This window comes from Chitinimonas lacunae (assembly GCF_042650885.1).
GTDB classification, from domain to species: domain Bacteria; phylum Pseudomonadota; class Gammaproteobacteria; order Burkholderiales; family Chitinimonadaceae; genus Chitinimonas_A; species Chitinimonas_A lacunae.
Window position 1 is genome coordinate 2,776,237 of sequence record NZ_JBHSBU010000001.1, and the last position, 12,355, is coordinate 2,788,591.

General features: G+C 62.6%; 14 protein-coding genes. 8 read left to right on the forward strand and 6 right to left on the reverse strand.

Annotated features, from left to right (window positions below; translation table 11 throughout):
- Positions 1–2 precede the first annotated feature (2 nt).
- Both hda and ACFOW7_RS11770 read right to left on the reverse strand, forming a co-directional pair.
- Complete coding sequence (gene hda / locus ACFOW7_RS11765) at positions 3–683, reverse strand: DnaA regulatory inactivator Hda (RefSeq protein WP_378164405.1); 681 nt, start codon at positions 681–683, stop codon at positions 3–5.
- Positions 680–1,810 (reverse strand): AI-2E family transporter, encoded by a 1,131-nt coding sequence (locus tag ACFOW7_RS11770; RefSeq protein ID WP_378164407.1) that lies wholly within the window; start codon positions 1,808–1,810, stop codon positions 680–682. The genes hda and ACFOW7_RS11770 overlap by 4 nt, the downstream gene beginning before the upstream one ends.
- A gap of 153 nt (positions 1,811–1,963) precedes the next feature.
- Between ACFOW7_RS11770 and purM the strand changes: the two genes are divergently transcribed.
- The 8 genes from purM (at position 1,964) to ACFOW7_RS11810 (ending at position 9,045) form a co-directional block, all read left to right on the forward strand.
- Positions 1,964–3,010, forward strand: a complete 1,047-nt coding sequence (gene purM / locus ACFOW7_RS11775; RefSeq protein WP_378164409.1) for a phosphoribosylformylglycinamidine cyclo-ligase — start codon at positions 1,964–1,966, stop codon at positions 3,008–3,010.
- Between the two features lie 62 nt (positions 3,011–3,072).
- On the forward strand, positions 3,073–3,669 hold the full coding sequence (purN, locus tag ACFOW7_RS11780; protein ID WP_378164411.1) for a phosphoribosylglycinamide formyltransferase: 597 nt from the start codon (positions 3,073–3,075) through the stop codon (positions 3,667–3,669).
- Positions 3,669–4,838, forward strand: a complete 1,170-nt coding sequence (locus ACFOW7_RS11785) for a DUF3108 domain-containing protein (RefSeq protein ID WP_378164413.1) — start codon at positions 3,669–3,671, stop codon at positions 4,836–4,838. The genes purN and ACFOW7_RS11785 overlap by 1 nt, the downstream gene beginning before the upstream one ends.
- A 10-nt stretch (positions 4,839–4,848) precedes the next feature.
- Entirely contained in the window at positions 4,849–5,502 is a 654-nt protein-coding gene (locus ACFOW7_RS11790) for a DUF3108 domain-containing protein (protein ID WP_378164415.1), read from the forward strand.
- Positions 5,499–6,761 carry an RsmB/NOP family class I SAM-dependent RNA methyltransferase gene (locus tag ACFOW7_RS11795; RefSeq protein ID WP_378164417.1) on the forward strand — a complete coding sequence of 421 codons (1,263 nt, stop codon included), beginning with the start codon at positions 5,499–5,501 and terminating at the stop codon, positions 6,759–6,761. Before ACFOW7_RS11790 ends, ACFOW7_RS11795 begins: the two co-directional genes overlap by 4 nt.
- Positions 6,762–7,049: 288 nt before the next feature.
- Positions 7,050–7,628, forward strand: a complete 579-nt coding sequence (locus ACFOW7_RS11800; protein WP_378164419.1) for a hypothetical protein — start codon at positions 7,050–7,052, stop codon at positions 7,626–7,628.
- Positions 7,629–7,692: 64 nt separating this feature from the next.
- The gene (locus ACFOW7_RS11805) at positions 7,693–8,262 is read left to right on the forward strand and encodes an RNA polymerase sigma factor (protein WP_378164421.1); all 570 of its coding nucleotides are present in this window, start codon (positions 7,693–7,695) and stop codon (positions 8,260–8,262) included.
- A gap of 279 nt (positions 8,263–8,541) precedes the next feature.
- The gene (locus ACFOW7_RS11810) at positions 8,542–9,045 is read left to right on the forward strand and encodes a DUF2059 domain-containing protein (protein ID WP_378164423.1); all 504 of its coding nucleotides are present in this window, start codon (positions 8,542–8,544) and stop codon (positions 9,043–9,045) included.
- Positions 9,046–9,164: 119 nt separating this feature from the next.
- Here the strand turns inward: ACFOW7_RS11810 and ACFOW7_RS11815 are convergent, their stop codons facing one another.
- The 4 genes from ACFOW7_RS11815 to ACFOW7_RS11830 all read right to left on the reverse strand — a co-directional run bounded on the left by ACFOW7_RS11815 (position 9,165) and on the right by ACFOW7_RS11830 (position 12,314).
- Positions 9,165–10,094, reverse strand: coding sequence for a hypothetical protein (locus ACFOW7_RS11815; protein WP_378164425.1), 930 nt, complete (start codon positions 10,092–10,094; stop codon positions 9,165–9,167).
- A gap of 11 nt (positions 10,095–10,105) precedes the next feature.
- Positions 10,106–10,588 (reverse strand): type III secretion system chaperone, encoded by a 483-nt coding sequence (locus ACFOW7_RS11820; RefSeq protein ID WP_378164427.1) that lies wholly within the window; start codon positions 10,586–10,588, stop codon positions 10,106–10,108.
- A gap of 270 nt (positions 10,589–10,858) precedes the next feature.
- Positions 10,859–11,818 carry a hypothetical protein gene (locus ACFOW7_RS11825; protein WP_378164429.1) on the reverse strand — a complete coding sequence of 320 codons (960 nt, stop codon included), beginning with the start codon at positions 11,816–11,818 and terminating at the stop codon, positions 10,859–10,861.
- A 10-nt stretch (positions 11,819–11,828) separates the two neighbouring features.
- Positions 11,829–12,314 carry a type III secretion system chaperone gene (locus tag ACFOW7_RS11830; protein ID WP_378164431.1) on the reverse strand — a complete coding sequence of 162 codons (486 nt, stop codon included), beginning with the start codon at positions 12,312–12,314 and terminating at the stop codon, positions 11,829–11,831.
- Positions 12,315–12,355: the final 41 nt, after the last annotated feature.

Here is a 12,355-nt window from a genome sequence, read left to right on the forward strand (position 1 = left end):
GGCTACTCCAGTTCGTCGCGCTTGAGCGCCTCGCGCACAAAGGGCAGGGTCAGCGGCCGTTGCGCCGCCAGCGCGGCATGGTCGAGCCGGTCGATCAGGCGGGTCAGCGAGCCCAGGTCGCGGCTGGTATGCGTGACCAGATAGCGGCATACCTCCTCGCCGATCTCGCAACCCCGGACCCGGGCGCGATGGCGTAGCAAGGCAGCCTTGTCCTCATCGGCCGGTGCCTCGACATGGAACACCAGGCCCCAGCCCAGTCGGGTCTGCAAATCGTCGCGCAGCGGCAGCCGCGCCGGCGGCAGCTCGCCGGCGGCGACCAGGGCGCAGCCGCGTTCGCGCTGGGCGTTGTAGAGGCCGAACATCACCACCTGGCCGTCCTGATCGAGCCGTTCGATATGGTCGACCGCCAACAGATCGTAGCCATGGGCCATTTCGCCCAGCGGTTCGAGCGCGGCATCCCAGTAGCAGGCGTGCAGGCCGGCTTCGCTGGCGCGGGCGACCGTGGCGCGCAGCAGATGGGTTTTGCCCACCCCGGCCTCGCCCCATAGATAGGCGGCTTTTTCGGGCAGACGGTCGTCGGCCAGGTCTTTGAGACAGGTGAAGACTTCGAGATTGGGGCCGATCAGAAAATCGTCGAAACCGAACGGCTCGGGCAATTGCAGGTCGAGCGCCAGTTGCCTCATCGACGATACCAGCGGCTGGCGAAATACAGCGGTTGCAGATGCCGGAACCCCACCACCAGCGCCGCCGCCATCGGCAGCGCCAACAGCACCCCGACAAAGCCGAACAGCTTGCCGAAGGCCATCAGGGCGAAGATCACGGTCACGGGATGCAGGCCAATGCGCTCGCCGACCAGACGCGGCGTGACATAGAAGCTCTCGATCAGCTGACCCAGCGTAAAGACCGCCCAGATCGGCAGCAGCCCGCCCAGCGACTGGAACTGCAATAGTCCGGCCAGGGTGCCGAGCAAGAGGCCGACCGTGGCGCCCAGATAGGGCACGAAGATCAACAGGCCCGCCACGATACCGATCGGCAGGGCCGACTTGAGGCCGGTCATCCACAGACCGAGGCTGTAGAACACCGCCATGATCAGCATCACCGCCACCTGACCGCGCAGGAACTGGCCAAGCACCGCATCGAGGTCGCGCATCACTTCATGGAGCTTGACCTTCCAGCGCGGCGGCGCCAGCCGCTCGACCCGGTGCAGCATGGCCGGCCAGTCGCGCAGGTAATAGAACAGCACCACCGGAATCAGCACCAGCGAGGTACTGAACTCGACCAGGGCCATCCCGCCCGAAGTGAGCGAGGGCAGCATGGCGGTAAGCACCCGGCCGGCCTCGCCGCCGTGTTCGGCCAGCCATTCCTTCAGATGATCGAGATCGAACGCCACATCGATGCCGAGCCGGCTTTCCAGCCAGGGCGCGGCGGTTTCGCGCAGCCATAGCAGCAGCTTGGGCAGATAGCCGTACAGGGCGCTCAATTGCTGGGCGAACATCGGCACGATCACCAGGGTCAGCGCCAGCACAACCAGCATCGTCCCGCTCAGGACAATCAGTGAGGAGAGATTGCGCGACAGGCCAAGACGCGCCATGCGTGTCACCAGCGGCTCAAGGATATAGGCCAGGATGATCGAGGCAATGAACGGGGCCAGCACGCCGGCCAGATAGTGCACCAGCAGCAGAACCAGCACCAGGGCGACCAAGGGCCAGTAGCGCTGCCAGACGCTGCGCTGTCGTGGGCCGCAGCCTCGGCTGCTGGGAAGCGGAGATGAGCGGCGGCTCGGTGTAGGCGTTTGGGGAGGCGTGCTCATTTCGGGTAGAATGCGCGCAAATTCCGGATGTTAGCGTCGGCGCCGCCCGCAGGGCCCGACGCGCGCGACGACCGGACGCCATTTAACCACACAACCGGCCCGCCCAGCGTCGCCGCTTGTTAGTTTTCCAGTCCCCATCCGCACGAGCCAGCCATGACCGAAAGCCACCGCCCGTCCCTTTCCTATCGTGACGCCGGGGTCGATATCGACGCCGGCGACCAGTTGGTCGAGAACATCAAGCCGTTCGCCAAACGCACCATGCGGCCCGAGGTGCTGAGCGGCATCGGCGGCTTCGGCGGTCTGGTCGAAATCTCCAAGAAATATCAGGAACCGGTCCTGGTCTCGGGCACCGACGGCGTGGGCACCAAGCTCAAACTGGCCATCGAACTGAACCGCCACGACACCGTCGGCATCGATCTGGTGGCGATGAGCGTCAACGATATTCTGGTGCAGGGTGCCGAGCCGCTGTTCTTCCTCGACTACTACGCCTGCGGCAAGCTCGATGTCACCACCGCCACCGAAGTGGTCAAAGGCATCGCCCAGGGTTGCGAACAGGCCGGCTGCGCCCTGATCGGCGGCGAAACCGCCGAAATGCCCGGCATGTACCCGGTCGGCGAATACGATCTGGCCGGTTTCGCGGTCGGCGTGGTGGAAAAGCGCAAGATCATCACCGGCGAAACCATCGTCCCGGGCGATGTGCTGCTGGGCCTGGCCTCCAATGGCGCCCATTCCAACGGCTATTCGCTGATCCGCAAGATTCTTCATCTGACCGAAGCCGACTTCACCGCCCCGTTCGACGGCGAGCGCCCGCTGGCCGATGTGGTGATGGCCCCGACCCGTATCTACGTCAAACCGCTGCTGAAACTCATGGACGCCCTGCCGGTCAAGGGTATGGCACATATCACCGGCGGCGGCCTGACCGAGAACGTGCCGCGCGTGCTGCCCGAAGGCGTGACCGCCCAGATCGACGCCTCGTCCTGGCCCCTGCCCAAGCTGTTCCAATGGCTGCAACGCGAAGGCAATGTGGCCGAACAGGAGATGTACCGCACCTTCAACTGCGGTATCGGCATGGTGGTGGTGGTCGCCGCCGAGCACGCCGACGAGGCCGTGCGCATCCTGTCGGGTGAAGGCGAAACCGTTTATCGCATCGGCGAGATCCGCAGCCGCCAGGGCGACGAGCACCCGACCCAGGTCGCTTAAGCAGCGTTTTCATCCCCCTGGGCGACGGCCTGGCCGTCGCCCGCGTTTTTTGCACGGCTGCCATGAAAAACATCGTCATCCTGATTTCCGGTCGCGGTTCCAATATGCAGGCCATCGTCGAAGCCGAGCTGGGCGACGCCCGGGTCGCGGCCGTGATCGCCAACCGCCCCGATGCAGCGGGTCTGGCCTGGGCGGCTGAGCGCGGCATCGCCACCGTCGCGCTCGACCACAAGGCCTATGCCGACCGTCTGGCCTTCGATCGCGCGCTGATGGCCGCCATCGACGACTTCGCACCCGATCTGGTGGTGCTGGCCGGCTTTATGCGCATCCTGACCGCCGAATTCACCGCGCATTACCGTGACCGGCTGCTCAATATCCACCCCTCGCTGCTGCCGTCCTTCCCGGGCCTCGACACCCACCGCCGCGCCATCGAGGCGGGTTGCAAGCTGGCTGGCTGTACGGTCCATTTCGTCACGGCCGAACTCGACCATGGCCCGATCGTGGCCCAGGCCGCCGTGCCCGTGCTCGACCAGGACGACCCCGCGAGCCTCGCGGCCCGGGTGCTCAAGGAAGAACACCGCATCTACCCCGCCGCCGTGCGCGATGTGCTGGCCGGGCGGCTGCGCATCGATGGCCTGCGGGTCGTCGCCAGCGCCTGATGCCACGTTGGCTGACGCCCACCCTGGCTGGCGCGCTCGCGCTATCGGTGCTGCTCCATCTGGGGCTGGCGCTGGGCGACAGCGCCTGGGCCCTGCGGGAAGCCGACAGCCTCGACGAGCCGGTCGTCACGCCGACCGAACGTAAACTCAAGCAACAAAGCCTCAACGCCGCCGATGCCGATGCGCTGGCCTCGGTCACACCGGTCGATACCCTGGTGATCCGCTTTGGCCGCCCGGCGTCGCCTGCCCCGCTTGCCGTGCCGACACGGCCGGCAAAGCAGCCGCCCCGCCCGCCAACGTCAAGCGCCGTCAGGCACGTCGAGCGTTCGAGCAAAGCGCTGCCGCAGCCGTTGGCGCTGCTCGACCCGCCTGTGCCGGAGCCTATGGTGGTGGCAGAACCAGCGCCGGCTGTTGTGGACGCAGCGGTGTCCGCCGATCCGACGTCCGGCGCCACCGCAGCCCCACCTGCCGCCGAACCGGCTGCGCCCTCCGCGCCCGCCAGACCGACGCTCAATATCGACCCGGGTTTTCCGCGCCGGATCGATGTGGCCTATATCGCCAAGGGACTGGTCGAGGCCGAACATCACTGGCGGGCCGAGGGCAACCGTTATCGGATCGAGACCCGGGCTGAATTCGTCGGCCGCTCGTTTGAGTTGCGCAGTGAAGGCGAGATCGGTGCCCATGGCCTGATTCCGCACCGTTTTACCGAATGGCGCAGCCCGCAGACCGCCACGCCGCGTTATCAGATCGATTTCGACTGGGCCGGCCGCCAGGTGCGCTATGGTGAACCAGGCCAGCAAAAGCAGGCGGAACTTGCCGCCGGGGCGCAGGACATATTCTCGGCGGCCTATCAGTTCGCCCTACAGGGCAGTGCCCTGCCGACATTTACCCTGCAAATCGTCACCGGCCGTAACAGCTACCAGGTGCCGTTCGAACTCAAAGGCGAAGCCGAGCTGCTGTTGTCGGGCCGCCGGATCAGCACCCTGGTGCTGGCCGGACAGCACGACAAGCGCCGTTTCCAGTTCTATCTCGCCCCCGACTGGCACAATCTGCCGGTCCGGATTGCCTTTGACGACGGCACCCGCAGCGTGGACCTGACTGCCGTCGCCATTTCACTCGACGGCCGGCCGGTGCTGGAGCGTATCGAACGCGCGCCAAGAGACCGTTGAGGAAGCAGCTATGATCCGTACCACCCTGACCGCCCTATTGCTCAGTACCACCGCGCTGGCGGCGCCGCTGCCGCAGCAGGCCCGTATCGTCTATGACGTGTTGAGCGGCAGCACCAAGCTTGGCGTCGCCGAACAGAACTGGACGCTGCAAGACAAGCGCTACCGGCTCGAAACCGAACTGACTCCATGGCTCGGCCCGCGCCTGCGTTATCTGAGCGAAGGCGAACTGGGCCGGCAGGGTCTGCGTCCCGAGAGCTATCAGGAATTCCGCGGCAATGGCGACAAGCCGCGCCGCAGCGTGCGCTTTGACTGGCAGGCCAATACCGCCCGTTTCGACCAGAGCGAAGACAAGCTGGGCAGCGGCACCCAGGATGCCAATGCCTTTGTGTTCCAACTGACCTTTCTGGGCGACCGCAAGGAAGCGTCCTTTCCGGTCGCCACCGCCAAACGGCTGCGCGACGAACGCCTGCAACAGGTCGACAGCAGCAGCTTTACCCTGGGCGCCAGAAAACTCGATGTACGGATCTGGCGTTCAGCCGACCCGAGCCGTCGCACCGAAGTCTGGCTGGCGCCGCAACTTCATAATCTTCCCGTCAAACTGATCCGCAGCGACGACGACAATGAATTCCAGTTCGTCGCGCGTACCGTAGAAGTCCAGCCATGAGCCTACCGACCGCCCCGTTTTACGAAACCATCGAAGCCCTGCGTCAGGTGCTGCCGCTCGATATTCCGGCCGATGTGGCCATGTCGCGCTTTTTCCGCGACCGTCCCAAGCTGGGCAGCCACGACCGCGGCTTTATCGCCGAGTCGGTGTTTGGCGTGCTGCGCCACAAGCGCCAGCTCGACCGCATCTGCGCCCCCGAAGCCACGCCCAAGCGGCTGCTGCTGGCCTTTCTGGCCCGGCGCGGCGGTCTCAATCTGCGCGAATTCGAAGCCGTCACCAATGAGCAGGAGCGGCAATGGCTCGGCCAGGTGAAAGGCTTCAAGGCCGAACAGTTCAGCCTCGGCGAAACGGCCGAGCTGCCCGATTGGGTGGTGGCCGAACTCGCAGCGGCCGGTCAGTCGAGCGAAGCCATCCTGACCCTGGGCCAGGCACTGGCCCGGCCCGCCCCGCTCGATCTGCGGGTCAATACCCTCAAGGCCCGCCGCGACGAGGTACTCGAGCGGCTGCGCCAGGACGGCCTGACCGTCGAACCCACTCCCTATTCGCCCCATGGCCTGCGCGTGCAGGGCAAGCCGGCGCTCAACCGTCATCCGCTGTTCAACGAGGGCGCGTTTGAAGTACAGGACGAAGGCAGTCAGTTGCTCGGCCTGCTGCTGGCCCCGCGCCGGGGCGAGATGGTGGCCGACTTCTGCGCCGGCGCCGGCGGCAAGACCCTGCTGCTTGGCATGCTGATGAATTCGAGCGGCCGGCTCTACGCCTTCGATGTCTCGGAAAAACGGCTGGCCAATCTGAAGCCGCGGCTGGCACGCTCGGGGCTGTCCAATGTCCAGCCGCAACGGATCGAGCACGAGAACGACAGCCGGATCAAACGTCTGGCCGGCAAGCTCGACCGCGTGCTGGTCGATGCCCCGTGCTCGGGCCTGGGCACGCTGCGGCGCAATCCTGACCTCAAATTCCGCCAGAGCGTCCAATCGGTCGACGAACTCAACCAGAAGCAGCGCTCGATTCTGGCCGCTGCTGCCCGTCTGGTGAAAATCGGCGGCCGCCTGGTCTACGCTACGTGCAGCATCCTGCCGCGCGAGAACGAGGCCATCGTGGCCGAATTTCTGGCCAGCCATCCGCAATTCGAGCTGGTGCCGGTGTCATCGGTGCTGGCTGAACAGAAGATTGCGCTCGAGCAGGACGACTATCTGCAATTGACGCCGCAGCAGCATGGTTGCGACGGTTTCTTTGCTGCCGTGCTGACCCGCAGGAGCTGAGCAGCATAGCCTTGAATTAGAAATTATCAGGACAAGCAATCGCCAGAGCTTTCGCTCTAGTGATGAAAAAAGGAAAGATAAAGGAAATCTGTTACGGGAGCGTTCGGTCGCTTCACCCGATAGCGGGGCTTATGCTAGGCAATTTTTGTGAACTCTTTTGGCAAGGTCGTTACTCACCGCCTAAGCGCCGGCATGATCGGGCGCGCCGTGCTGGGGCCGGCGTGTCCTGCGCCGGCCACAGAGTGTTCCAACTAAGAATGCCCCACCCTGCTGTTTCGGTGATACACGATGCCTGTCAATCTGAACTCCAATGGCCTGAGCCTCGACGCCTTCCGTCAGGCGGCCACCCAGGGCGAGTCGGTCTCGGTCAGCATGACCCCCGACGGCCCGCGGGTTCTGGCCCAAGGCCAGACGCCCTCGGGCCGTCAGGTCGCCTGGATCGAGCCTGACTCGGTTGCGACCGATACCACCCAAATCTTTCTGCAAGCACTGCAAAACGGCTACGGCAGCCGGATCGGCCAAGCCGTTGCGCGCGAGCTTGGTCTGTCGAGCGCGCCATCGAAGCCGCTGTCGGCTCGCCAGGTCGAACAGGCGATCGAGATGGCTACCGCGAGCCAAAGCGCTTTTTCCGGCCTGAACTTCATGTCGCGCACCATGCTGTCGGCTTCGTCGCTGAGCGGGGAATTCCGTCAGCTGTGCCAGCAACTGAAGATCGACCCAAGCAAGCTCGACAGCAAAGTGCTGGCCCAGATCGACGCCGACTTCCAGCAACGCTTCGATGCCGCCAGCCAGGGCGACCTCGAACATATCGATCTGGTCACGGCCCGGCCGTTGATGCTGGCAGCGATCCAGGCCCAGCTGGGCTGAGCGGCAAGCGCGCTTTGTCATGTCGAATCAGCCCGAACATGCTCCCTCCCCAACCGGAGCCACGATGAGTACCGACGACGCCGTCGAACCCACGCCGCTGCCGCGCGCCGAGCAGGAAAAGCTATTCCGCCATCTGGTCGACGAGCATCAGAAGCGGCTTTACCGTTTCGTGCTGAAGAATATCGGCCATGCCGACGATGCCGCCGATATCGCCCAGCAGGCCTTTGTCGAAGCAGCCAAGGCGATCGCCACCTTCCGCGGCGAATCGGAGCTGTCGACCTGGCTCTATGGGATCGCCATGAATCTGGTGCGCAACTATCTGTCGCGCGCGCCGCACCGGGTGCATCAATTCGAGAGCGACGACACCCTGGCCGAACTGGCCAGCGAAACCACGGTCGACCCGCGCGAGCAGGTGTCGGGCAACCAGATGATGGCCCATCTGCAACGCGAGCTGGCCGCCCTGCCCGACGATATGCGCGAAGTGCTGCTGCTCGTTGCGGTCGAGGAACTCAGTTACGAAGACGCCGCCATCATGTTGTCGATCCCGGTCGGCACCGTGCGCAGCCGGCTATTCCGCGCCCGTGCCGCACTGCGTGACCGCTTCCGCCGTGCTGGCGTCGAGCTGGATTTCTAGCCAGCGTTTATCGATAAAAAATAGCCATGCACTGACTGCATAGCTATTTTTTATTGTTTCCAGCCTCTACCTGTCGTTCAGCAACAAATCGATTCCTGATTTGCATAGCTGCTGCGCAAACAGCTTCCGCTCCACTGTCCTCTCGAAGGTGGCCACCACCGACAGGCCAAGCCTTCCCACGGCAATCATGCCATCGGCATTCCACGGCACTTTATGGCACACTGCCCGCCGTCGCCGGCCATGCGCCGGTTTTTCTTATCCCTTGAGAAACCTTTTCCGATGAAAAAGATGCTGAAGATGGCCATTGTGCTGGCCGCCGCCCTGCCCGCCCTGGCAGCCGAACCGAGTACCGCCTCGCTGGAGAAGCTGCTCGTCGTCACCAATAGCGAACAACTGGTGCGCAATATGCAGCCGCAGATGACCGAGATGCTGCGCCGGAATATGTTGCAGATGATGTCGGACAAGGAGCAGGCCAATGCCAAGCTGGTCAAGCAACTGACCGAGACCCTGGTCCAGATCATGAACGAGGAAGTGAGCTGGGAAAAACTCAAGCCGTTCTATCTTGAGGTGTATTCGCAGAGCTTCAGCCAGGAAGAGATCGACGGTCTGATCGACTTCTACCAGAGCCCGACCGGCAAGGCCTTCGTCGCCAAGATGCCAGTGGTGATGGAGAAGACCATGTCGCTGCTGGAAAAACGCATGCAGCCGATGGCCGAGCGGGTCGCCAAGGCCACCGAGTCCGCACTACAGGCAGCACGCAAGGAACAAGGCAAGAAGCAGTAAATCCGGCACTGTGCCGCCAATCGAAACAGCCATGCATAAAATGCATGGCTGTTTTTCATTAATAGAAGATGGATAGCGGCATAGAGCCATTTATCCATGCCCCAGAAGCATAGCCAAACTTATTTCGGCTTCGCGGTGAAATGGGTACCCTTCTTCTCGCTGGCCTCGACCTTGCCCATCGGCCCGACCTGGAGGTAGTCGCTCTTCCAGTGGTTGTAAAAATCCTTGCCGTGGCTGGGATATTTATCCGAAAAGTTGGCCGTGCCGTTGTTCTCGAACTGGATAAAGCTGTGGCCATCGAAGGTGGTGCCGATCAGCAGATGGCCCATCCATTCCTTGCGGCCCGAACCCTGCACCGCGTGGCCGATATCGGAGCCCCATTGCGGGGTCTGATAGGTCGAGGAGGTGAAGGAGAACTTGCCATCGTTGTTCGAGCGCTTGTAGTGGCTCGACTGGCCGACCCGGTCGTAGAACTCGCCGTTGTAGCTCTGCTTGCCCATATTGGACAGATAGCTGCCCCAGCCATTGTTGATCTGACCGCCCTGTTGCAGCAGGGTCTTGCACAGCTCGCCGTTGTCCTCGAACACCATATGGCCGCCATGGAGCAAGGCAGTGCGGAACATCTCCTTGGAGAAATTCTGCTTGTCGAGCGCTTCATCGCAGCGCGAGAAGTCACAGGTATCGTAATGGGCATCGATGGTGGTCAGCATCTGCCGGATATGCTTAGGCACCTTGTCGTCGCTGACCACCGCATCGAAGGTGGCGTCGCAGCGTTTGCAGTCCGAGGCCAGGTCCTTGAGCAGTGCGCTGTTGGCCTTGTTCTGCTCGGGGAATTTCAACTCCAGTGCCTGGACATCATCGACCGAGCTTGAGGATGAACTCGACTGCAAGGACGGCGGCTGGGCATTGTTGCTGGCCGAGACGCTGTTGATCGATACCGCCTGCTGGTTGCTGGAAACGTTGCTGCTGCTCTGATTCAGGGTCTCGTTGACATTGACATGGTAGTGCTGGTTGACCGAGACCGAGTTGAGGCTGGGATCTGAAGCCATGACGATATTCCTTAAGCAAAGAACTGCCCGGAGACCTGACTGGGTTCTGCGCTGACCAGCGGGGCGGCAGGCAACAACTGCCCCGCTTCATAGCGCTCCATCCACTGTCGCCGTACCCGACCCAGCGCACTCAGCGCTTCGGCCAGGGTGTCCTCTTCGAGCCCGGCCAGCGGCAGCGCCCGACACAGCACGAAGCGATTGGCGACCGGGTTGAGGCTGAAATAGGCGCCGGCGGTTTCGAGGCCGAAGGCGTGGTTGATCAATAGTTCGCGGTAGAGTCGAACGGCTTCTTCGTCCGATTGCGGCGCGTCGAACAGTTCGGCCGACAGCGTGAGTTCATTGCGCTCTTCCAGACAGGCCAGCACGATATTGGAGCCATCGGCATAAGCGATCTCGACCAGACGCTCACCGGCGCCCAGCGCGCTGGCGTCAAGGCCGAGCCGGCGGCTCAGAGCCGCGATATGCTGATGAAACTGGGTCAGAGCGATGGTCATGGCGGGTCCTTGTTCGAAAGTTGAGTGGCTGACGGAAGGGTGAGTAACGCCAGTGCGCATCCGGTTCAGTCGGGCAGCACAAAAATCTGCGGCGCCAGGCCATCAGCCCGATCCGAGCACTGCGCTGTTCTCCCCCTCCCGCCACACCAGCGCCTCCAAGACCAAAGAAGCCATGCAAAAAACGCATGGCTTTTTAGCTATATGCCGGACTTATTCTTGAGATGAAAACAAAAAGCCATTCCCTTTTGGAATGGCTCACTCTAGGCTGACCTAGATGTCGTTATTACTTGGCGTCGCCACCAGATGGGTCAGCTTATCGGGCTTCTCGCTGGCCTCGATCACCCCCATCGGTCCGACCTGCTGCTTGGCGTTATAGCGGTGGCTGCCGTAGTCGCTGCCGTGGTAGACGTATTTGTCCATCTTGCTGGCCGTGCCGTTGTTTTCGAACTGGACGAAGGTATTTCCCTTGGCCCAGTTCGAATCGATCGACTTATCGAGAGAGTGGTTGATGGTATTGCCGATCAGCAGATGGCCCACCCAGGGCTTGGCACCGCTGTTCTTGGCGGCATGACCGAGGTCGGCACCGTATTGGTTGGTCTGCTTATAGCTGTAGTCGGTGGTGAAGAGGCTCTTGGTGTTGTACTCGAAGTAATGGCTGGACTCACCCTTGCGGTTATAGAAATGGCCGTCCTGCGCCTTGACCCCATCTTCGTGCTGGCCGCCTTGCTTGAGCAGTTCCTGCAACAGGGCGCCGCCATCCTGGAACTCGATGTGCGCCCCCTTCATCAAGGCGGCCCGATAGGCTTCCTTGGTGAATTCTCCTTTGTCGAGGTCGGTCTTCTTGCGCGAGAAATCGAACTGATCGTAGGCGTTATCGAGCACGGTCATCACATTGCGCACATGCGCCGGCACCTTCTTGTCGGTCATCACCGCCACGAAATCGTCGCTGAGCTTCTGGGCGTCCTTCAGGGAAGCCATGAAGTCGCTGTTGACCTTGGCGCTCTTGGCCGAAGACATCGATTGCGCCTTGGGCAGCTCGGACTCGTCGATCTGCTTGCCCTGAAGTTGCGAAGGCGGCTTGGCGCTGTTGTTGGGCTGGACCGAACTCATCGACTGCGCCTGGGAATCGTCGTTCTGCGAGGAAATCTGTTCAGAGGCGTCGTTATCGAGCTGTTTGAGCGAAGGCTGGAATTGGGAATGCTGCGGACCAAGCGAATTATCGTAAGCCATGGCCGTCTCCTCAGGCGAAATTGAAACCGATGGCCTGCACAATCGGCGCCTCGCCAGCCTCGGCGGCCTCATCGACCAGCCGACCGGCCTCGTAATCGCCGCGCCAGCGCAGACGGGCCTGTACCACGGCAGTCAGCGCCGCAGCCAGCCGCTCATCATCGAGCGAGGTCAGGTCAAGACAACGGAAAGCGATCAGTTTGTCGGCCTCACGATTGAGGCCGAAGCAGACCCCGTCGGTTTCCAGGCCAAAGGCATGGGCCGCCAGCAAGGTCCGACATAGCGCATCGGAGCGTTCGCCCGGCGGCGGCATAAAGAACAGCTCGGTTGACAGGCTGATCTCATTGCGCGCTTCGAGACAGGCCAGCACCACATTGGACCCGTCGGCATAGCCGATTTCGACCGACGGCTCACCTTGTTCGAGTGTCGAGGTATCGAGGCCGAGACGACGTCCCAGCGCCGTCACTTTTTCCTGAAACAGTCTTACCGCATCGCTCATGCTAAGGCTCCTTATGCACCGTTCTGGCCGGACCGGGGCTG

Coding starts and splice junctions, on each gene's coding strand:
- hda (WP_378164405.1), bottom strand. CDS start 683: ATGAGGCAACTGGCGCTCGACCTGCAATTGCCCGAGCCGTTCGGTTTC.
- ACFOW7_RS11770 (WP_378164407.1), bottom strand. CDS start 1,810: ATGAGCACGCCTCCCCAAACGCCTACACCGAGCCGCCGCTCATCTCCG.
- purM (WP_378164409.1), top strand. CDS start 1,964: ATGACCGAAAGCCACCGCCCGTCCCTTTCCTATCGTGACGCCGGGGTC.
- purN (WP_378164411.1), top strand. CDS start 3,073: ATGAAAAACATCGTCATCCTGATTTCCGGTCGCGGTTCCAATATGCAG.
- ACFOW7_RS11785 (WP_378164413.1), top strand. CDS start 3,669: ATGCCACGTTGGCTGACGCCCACCCTGGCTGGCGCGCTCGCGCTATCG.
- ACFOW7_RS11790 (WP_378164415.1), top strand. CDS start 4,849: ATGATCCGTACCACCCTGACCGCCCTATTGCTCAGTACCACCGCGCTG.
- ACFOW7_RS11795 (WP_378164417.1), top strand. CDS start 5,499: ATGAGCCTACCGACCGCCCCGTTTTACGAAACCATCGAAGCCCTGCGT.
- ACFOW7_RS11800 (WP_378164419.1), top strand. CDS start 7,050: ATGCCTGTCAATCTGAACTCCAATGGCCTGAGCCTCGACGCCTTCCGT.
- ACFOW7_RS11805 (WP_378164421.1), top strand. CDS start 7,693: ATGAGTACCGACGACGCCGTCGAACCCACGCCGCTGCCGCGCGCCGAG.
- ACFOW7_RS11810 (WP_378164423.1), top strand. CDS start 8,542: ATGAAAAAGATGCTGAAGATGGCCATTGTGCTGGCCGCCGCCCTGCCC.
- ACFOW7_RS11815 (WP_378164425.1), bottom strand. CDS start 10,094: ATGGCTTCAGATCCCAGCCTCAACTCGGTCTCGGTCAACCAGCACTAC.
- ACFOW7_RS11820 (WP_378164427.1), bottom strand. CDS start 10,588: ATGACCATCGCTCTGACCCAGTTTCATCAGCATATCGCGGCTCTGAGC.
- ACFOW7_RS11825 (WP_378164429.1), bottom strand. CDS start 11,818: ATGGCTTACGATAATTCGCTTGGTCCGCAGCATTCCCAATTCCAGCCT.
- ACFOW7_RS11830 (WP_378164431.1), bottom strand. CDS start 12,314: ATGAGCGATGCGGTAAGACTGTTTCAGGAAAAAGTGACGGCGCTGGGA.